Origin of the sequence: Endozoicomonas sp. ONNA2 (assembly GCF_024606365.1) — a bacterium.
Classification (GTDB): Bacteria; Pseudomonadota; Gammaproteobacteria; order Pseudomonadales; family Endozoicomonadaceae; genus Endozoicomonas.
In genome coordinates this window covers 1-4,125 of the sequence record NZ_JAHHPO010000837.1, presented here as the reverse complement: position 1 = coordinate 4,125, position 4,125 = coordinate 1, and the positions used below count along the sequence as shown (strand labels likewise).

4 protein-coding genes are annotated in these 4,125 nt (G+C 45.4%); all 4 read right to left on the bottom strand.

The window, feature by feature from the left end; translation table 11 throughout:
• Window positions 1–56: 56 nt before the first annotated feature.
• The 4 genes from KDK14_RS14915 to KDK14_RS14895 all read right to left on the bottom strand — a co-directional run bounded on the left by KDK14_RS14915 (window position 57) and on the right by KDK14_RS14895 (window position 3,993).
• Window positions 57–1,046: a hypothetical protein gene (locus KDK14_RS14915; protein WP_257265964.1), complete on the bottom strand. Its 990-nt coding sequence runs from the start codon at window positions 1,044–1,046 to the stop codon at window positions 57–59.
• A gap of 91 nt (window positions 1,047–1,137) precedes the next feature.
• Window positions 1,138–2,181, bottom strand: a complete 1,044-nt coding sequence (locus KDK14_RS14910; RefSeq protein WP_257265963.1) for a hypothetical protein — start codon at window positions 2,179–2,181, stop codon at window positions 1,138–1,140.
• Between the two features lie 638 nt (window positions 2,182–2,819).
• Window positions 2,820–3,275 carry a hypothetical protein gene (locus tag KDK14_RS14900; protein WP_257265962.1) on the bottom strand — a complete coding sequence of 152 codons (456 nt, stop codon included), beginning with the start codon at window positions 3,273–3,275 and terminating at the stop codon, window positions 2,820–2,822.
• Window positions 3,276–3,291: 16 nt separating this feature from the next.
• The gene (locus KDK14_RS14895; protein ID WP_257265961.1) at window positions 3,292–3,993 is read right to left on the bottom strand and encodes a hypothetical protein; all 702 of its coding nucleotides are present in this window, start codon (window positions 3,991–3,993) and stop codon (window positions 3,292–3,294) included.
• Between the last annotated feature and the right edge of the window lie 132 nt (window positions 3,994–4,125).

Below are 4,125 nucleotides of genomic sequence, written 5' to 3'. Positions count from 1 at the left end.
CCATCCTCGCTACGGGGACGCCCAGTCGGGCGCTATTCTCGGACAGCCTCCTGGTATTACCCAAGATCCCCGCTATGTGTTGGCACAGTAGCTTTCCAGAGTTGCACACAGTCAATATGTTTCAATGCAAAACCATGTACGAAAAACGGCTCTTCCCTCAAGCTTGCAATTACGCTACCCCTATACATGCCCTGTGAATACCCACTGCCCTGGCGATAATAAAATTGCACCAGGCTCGCTTTGAGGTTCACGGCCTGCTTGATGACGGAACACTTTGTGGTTTCTGTTTTGCGTTTATCATAGGGGTCTTTTATAAACGTATGCCCCAGGGTAATCACCCGCCCTTTTCTATTGAGAAACAAATAAGCCAGCAAACCACTGGTATCTGTTGTCCCAAAATGCCTTTCTACGTACGCTTTCGCTGATTGATTGCTGGGAATGTAAGCCGGTGCAAAGGCCAGATACTGTATCAATTCCTGAGCCAGAGGCAGAGACAATGCCGCATATTCGCTTAACAAAATTTTTTTCCGGGAGAGTTGCCGTTGAATGGCCAGCCTGCTCAGATTTTTCAGGGAACCAACCGTCAGGTGTTTATCTTCGTGCAGGCCATAAAGCTCAGCCAGGGTACCTTGCCACTGACAACCAGCAAATGGACACTTGAGGTAAAATTTGCCGATTATACGCTCCATGCAATTATCAACCTGAAACAAACTACAAGAACGTATGTTTTCTGGAGTATCAGGCTTATTATCAGCCAGGCACTCGTGACATAATCGACCGGGTGGCAGAGTCAGGGTTCGGTACTGGTTACAATCCTTGCATAGCAAACGGCCACACATTGTCTGAACTACCCTTCGTGGCAATCCGCCACAATCACTGCAAACACGATTCTCTCGAAACCGAATACGCCCGCTGTTTTCCGGCAGCATCTGAGCAGTGCTGACATCGTATCCACCCCACAACACTCTGTTGCTGTGGCTATCCACAACTCCGCCATGGGTACTGCCCATCAGTGGCAGAATCGGGCGGCAGGCTCGGGCATTCATGTTCATCGCTGCTTTAAACCAAATGCTACGCCGTTCATGAGAATTGGCAATCTGACCTCAGTTGCCCGGCACAAATAGGCACTCTCAGGCTTCATGGTTGGCCAGTTCCTGATGCGTGGGGGGTCCCCGGCAAAGTTACCGTTGAGTAACTTAATCTGCGTACCGCAACTTTCCACAGTGTTACACCATCAATATGTACCAAATCGTCGCAATCCTGCCAATGCACACTATTCCACCGCAAGGATTCAGCGACAGTGTCAATACCTTCACAAGTGGGATCCCATTTTTTCGGGTGGTAGTAAAACTGTATAAAGAACGCCCTGCGGTCCAATGCCTGCTCCCGGACCAGCCGCTTTGCAGCCCTTTTTTTGTCGGCATCAGAGGGATCCTGCATAACTGTAGACCACGTAGCCATCACCCGGTGCTTATCATTAAGCAACAAACCAACCAGCAATCCACGGGATGTCGCAAAGTACTTATCTACATACGCCTTGGCTGAACGGTTGTCGGGCGCGTACCCCGGTGGCGCAATAGACAGATACTGTTGTAGCACCCGGGGTAAGCGCAAGACAGTGCAGCATTCGCTTAACAGAGTTGTATTGTTACCAAAACGGCGTTGAATGGCCGACCTGCACAGATGTTTAAGGGAAGAACCAGGGAAAGCATTCATCCGATGTTCACTTTCGTGCATGCCGTAATGTTCAGCCACCGTACCCTGCCACTGACAACCAATGAATGGGCACTGGAGGTAAAATTTGTCGATTGATCGTCTGTGGAATGGATAAGGATTGACCAGGTGGCAAGCATCTATGTTTTCCTGGCTGGCAGGTTTTCCAATACTTGAGCAATGATGGCATAAACGAACTGACGGGGTTGTCAGGGTTCGGTACTCGCTGCAGTCTTCACACAAAACAGTGGCACAAGCCGTTTGTACTGCGTTGCGTGCCAGTCCCTTACAATCAAAGCAAAGTCTCCTCGCTAATGAAGGGAGGCACTCTTTATTTTCTTCCGGAAAAGCCTCCACATTGCGAATGTGGTATCCGCCACACAACACTTTGTTGCTGTCCATATTCACAACTGGACCACTCGCACTGCCCACCAGCGGCAGTATTGGGGGGCTGGCTACTGCGTTCATGTTTCCCACTGATCCAGGAGGCTGTCCGAGAATAAATGTTGTAGTTCAACTGCCCAAGCCTTGGCAATTATGTGTTCAGAATGTGATGTTCAAAATCTTTCAACGGTCTGTTTCGACGCATACTCCCCTGGCTCCCTCGATAGCTCTCGTGGCAGATGTAGCATATGACGTAGTGATTTGCCTGCATGCGTTGCAGAGCCTGCTTGAGGTTGCCCGAAAAAGTATCAGAACTTCTAACTTAATTGACATCTGTCGCAAATAAAAGAACAGGAGAACCACTGACCATTCTCCATGGACAATAGCTCATAGGAAAACAAGGTTAAAGGATGACACCCTTGATGTCGTCATCTTTACGATCCAGATAGTGGATAGACTTGATACGACGGATCGTACAGAATTTACCACGAATCACCGGTGTTTCGTTTTCTGCAATGTTACCGTTACGGGAAATACCTTCCAGCAGGTCGCCATTGGTAAAACCAGTGGCCGGGGTGTCGTCAGCCAGTAAAGCAAGATCCTATTGATGTCCCGCTACATCGTACCAAAAGGGATTATCTATCGCCTTTGGGGAGCGAAAAAACACCTTGATGAGAGAACGAGTTAAAAATCCAGGTATTTATGATACGAATTCAACCAGGCTAAAATTGCACGATGATATCGTAATATCCCAGCACGGTTTCCCGTCGAATATGAATATTATGATCTGTGGATTTTTCAAAATCTAATGCTGAATGGACAAAACCTTTCTCCTGCAGGTATGGAATTAGACAATCACTTATATAAAAAAAATGAGTTTTAATAAAGTCTGTTGTCCTTGTTAGTGGACGACACATGGTCAGTTGCCATGCCCGGCCATGAACAGCATTACTCCACCCCTCTTCTTTTTTACTCACCTCATCATTTATTGCTGAAATAATTTTTCTGACAACTTCATTATTAGATGGGATAATATCAGCAATCATTTCATCACTTGATTGTCTTAACTCATCGGTTTTCATTACAATATCTTCGACAATTGATTCTGGTATTGCGGGATTTCCTGAAACAATGCCATTTCTACTGTGGAACATTTCAACATCTCGCTCCCTGTCCATAATCTTGCGTGCATTATTAACTGTTTAATTTTTCCTGAATGCATTCTATCTCATTTTCAGGCAACACAGTACGAACTATCTCTGCAATTTTATCCGCATATCTGGGAAAGTAATTCAATAACCCATAAGCAGGCTCCCCCAGTTTTTGTTCGGCACCAAGAATGCCCTCAGCGATTTGACGGTGTGGAAAAACCTCAAGGTCTACAAGGGCAAAACATATCTCCGATGTTTCTGGATGGAACATCAGTGGCAGATTATTCGGCTTAATGTCAGCAAGTTTTGTCATGCAGATAAATTTGGTCATTTGCTCAATGGCGCTTTCCAATTCCATCTCATGATTGGCATAATACTGTAATAATTGGCTGAGATCACCATTTAGAATGGGTAACTTATCTTCAACAATAACGGGTACAGAATCTTTACCAATTGACAATAATGCAACTTCTGATTGAGGAATTATCAATCGATTGAAATGATTTTCCCGAATTATGTGGGCAGCGTTAATCTGTGCTTGATTGCGGCACTCCAACTTATTTTGATTGTGAGCAATTTTAACTACTATATTGGGAAAATGCGGAATTGTTATCACACAGAAGCTGCCAATATTACTCATATACTTTACGGATTCATCCGCACATCGTGTCAACACCTTATCTAAAGTGGTTTTTTCACTTAAATATGATGAAATTTCCTTTACATCCAACGATGATATATTCATCTCCACTATACTTCTCGATTGTTTTTTTCTGCTTGAAGAGCTTAAAGCAGGAAGTAGTTTTTTACGGGAGGAAAGTTCAGGGCGGCAGAATCGGTCGTACGTCCGTTGTCATCTAAGCCGTTTTAGACGACA